The sequence below is a fragment of the Clostridium sp. CTA-19 genome, from assembly GCF_054767855.1.
This window is the reverse complement of sequence record NZ_BAAABH010000072.1, coordinates 1-2542: the sequence shown is the minus strand read 5'-3', so window position 1 is coordinate 2542 and position 2542 is coordinate 1. Positions and strand designations below refer to the sequence as shown.

The 2542-nt window shown below is 32.6% G+C and carries 1 protein-coding gene, 7 tRNA genes and 2 rRNA genes; all 10 read left to right on the top strand.

The features are described 5' to 3' along the window. The first annotated feature begins 225 nt into the window (after positions 1 to 225). Positions 226 to 343: ribosomal RNA gene (rrf, locus tag ACYUE0_RS17615) — 5S ribosomal RNA — on the top strand. Positions 344 to 349: 6 nt separating this feature from the next. Next, positions 350 to 424: transfer RNA gene (locus tag ACYUE0_RS17610), tRNA-Glu, on the top strand. A gap of 3 nt (positions 425 to 427) precedes the next feature. Then, positions 428 to 511: transfer RNA gene (locus tag ACYUE0_RS17605), tRNA-Leu, on the top strand. A 3-nt stretch (positions 512 to 514) separates the two neighbouring features. After that, positions 515 to 588 (top strand) — tRNA-Gly (locus ACYUE0_RS17600). 6 nt (positions 589 to 594) lie between these two features. Further along, positions 595 to 671, top strand: a tRNA-Arg gene (locus ACYUE0_RS17595). A 5-nt stretch (positions 672 to 676) separates the two neighbouring features. Further along, positions 677 to 751, top strand: a tRNA-Gln gene (locus ACYUE0_RS17590). A 4-nt stretch (positions 752 to 755) separates the two neighbouring features. Then, a tRNA-Lys gene (locus ACYUE0_RS17585) sits at positions 756 to 831 on the top strand. 6 nt (positions 832 to 837) lie between these two features. Next, positions 838 to 912: transfer RNA gene (locus ACYUE0_RS17580), tRNA-Glu, on the top strand. 247 nt (positions 913 to 1159) lie between these two features. Continuing rightward, entirely contained in the window at positions 1160 to 1906 is a 747-nt protein-coding gene (locus tag ACYUE0_RS17575) for a peptidylprolyl isomerase (protein WP_061997134.1), read from the top strand. A 555-nt stretch (positions 1907 to 2461) separates the two neighbouring features. After that, positions 2462 to 2542 (top strand): 16S ribosomal RNA (locus ACYUE0_RS17570); the annotation flags it as partial.

The window sequence follows — 2542 nt, the reverse complement described above, 5'->3', positions numbered from 1 at the left end:
GGTGAGGGGTGTAAGCATGGTAACATGTTCAGCTGACTCATACTAATAAGTCGAGGGCTTGACCTAATATAATCACTGTGCAATTTTCAGAGAACAAACTCTTAAAAAGTAAAAAATAATGTTGACAAATGTTACATTATTAGATAAAACAATAAAGTAGTTTGAAAAAACTAAAATTATTAGAAACGAGTAGACGACGAAGTGCGAAGTTTATAAGAATTTTAATCTGGTGATGATGGTTTAGAGGGTAACACTCCTTTCCATTCCGAACAGGCAAGTTAAGCCTCTAGACGCCGAGAGTACTGCACGGGTGACTGTGTGGGAGGGTAGGTTGTTGCCAGATAATTATGGCTCCTTGGTCAAGCGGTTAAGACACCACCCTTTCACGGTGGTAACAGGGGTTCGATTCCCCTAGGAGTCACCATATGCAGATGTGGCGGAATTGGCAGACGCACTAGACTTAGGATCTAGCGCCTTTGGCGTGGGGGTTCGACTCCCTTCATCTGCACCACTTGCGGGTGTAACTCAATGGTAGAGTGCTAGCCTTCCAAGCTAGTTACGAGGGTTCGATTCCCTTCACCCGCTCCAAAATATGCGTTTTTAGCTCAGTTGGATAGAGCAACGCCCTTCTAAGGCGTGGGCCAGGGGTTCGAATCCCTTAAAACGCACCATTTAATGGGATATCGCCAAGCGGTAAGGCACCAGACTTTGACTCTGGCATTCGTAGGTTCAAATCCTGCTATCCCAGCCAATATGGTTCACTAGCTCAGTCGGTAGAGCACATGACTTTTAATCATGGTGTCCGGGGTTCGATTCCCCGGTGAGCCACCAAAATTAGGCTCCTTGGTCAAGCGGTTAAGACACCACCCTTTCACGGTGGTAACAGGGGTTCGATTCCCCTAGGAGTCACCATAAACTCTTACTAATTAATTAGTAAGAGTTTTTTTGTTTATATAAAATAATAATTTAAATAAACAAAATAGTTACTTAAAATATGTTATAATAGATTAATAAAATATAACTTTAAGCATATAAATATTTATTATAACTTTAATAAAATTTATTATTAATATTAAGGTTATAGTGCTTAAACTTAATCTTGAATAGATAGAGTTTAATGCTTATAGAATATAAATAATTTTTTAAAAGGAGAATTTATATGGAAAACAAAATTTTAGCTACAGTAAATGGAAAAAATATTACAGAACAAGATTTAGAATTTGCTATATCAAGATTTCCAGAACAAAACAAACAATATTTTAGTACTGAAGAAGGTAAAAAGCAATTATTAAATCAAATAATAAACTATGAATTAGTATATAATTTTGCAAAAGATAGTAACTTAGAAAGTGATGAAGAGTTTAAAAAACAATTAGAATTAGTAAAAAGAGATTTATTAATACAAGCTGGTATAACTAAATCATTCTCAAATGTTGAGATTACTGAAGAAGAAATTACAGCATTTTATGAAAAGAATAAAGAAATGTTTAAAACAGAAGAAACAGTAAACGCTAAGCATATATTAGTTGATGAAGAAGAAGAAGCTAAAAAAATAGCAGAAGATATAAAAAACAATGTTATATCTTTTGAAGAGGCAGCTGAGAAATATTCTAAATGTCCATCAAAAGCACAAGGTGGAAGCTTAGGAGCTTTTGAAAGAGGTAGAATGGTACCTGAATTTGAGGATGCAGCATTTAAGTTAGATGTTGATGCAATTAGTGAACCTGTAAAAACTCAATTTGGTTTTCATATAATAAAAGTTGAAGATAAACAGCCTTCAGTTGCTAAAGATTTTGAAGAAGTTAAGCCAATGATAGCTTCAAACTTACTTCAGGAAAAGCAAAACAAAGAATTTATAAATTTAGTAGAAAAATTAAAAGGTACTTATAAAGTAGAAATGAAATAATAATATAACGAAAGGTTTTGGTTAAGTAATTTTAATACTTGATCAAAGCCTTTTATTTTATTAATAATAGAAAGATTAAACTGGATTTTGTGTTGTATTCTTTTAAATTACAGGAATTTATCAATAAAAAAGCAATTATTAGTAAAATATAAAAGAAAACATATCCACGTGTATCAATAAAAGTAATTTTGAGGATATCATAGTATATAAGAGAATTTAAAGTATAAATTTCTATATTTAAGGTTAGGATACATAATGGCTAAAGTGATTATGTATATAATAAATCTTGTCGCTGAAACAAGTTACTAAGTAGCTTAAGCGATAAAGATTTAAACTTTAAAAACTTTTTAAAAAAAGTATTGACAAAAAAGTTTAAAACTAGTAAAATAGTAAAAGTCATCAAGTGGTGACAAATTGGTCTTTGAAAATTAAACAGATAAATATAGGTAAAACCAGTTAATTCATTTGAGAATCTATTTTGTAGAGRCTCACATCGRAAGATGTAAAAAAATTGACTATTATAGTCAGCAAATTGCTTGAAGCAGTTCAAACTTTTAAATTGAGAGTTTGATCCTGGCTCAGGACGAACGCTGGCGGCGTGCCTAACACATGCAAGTCGAGCGATGAAGCTCCTTC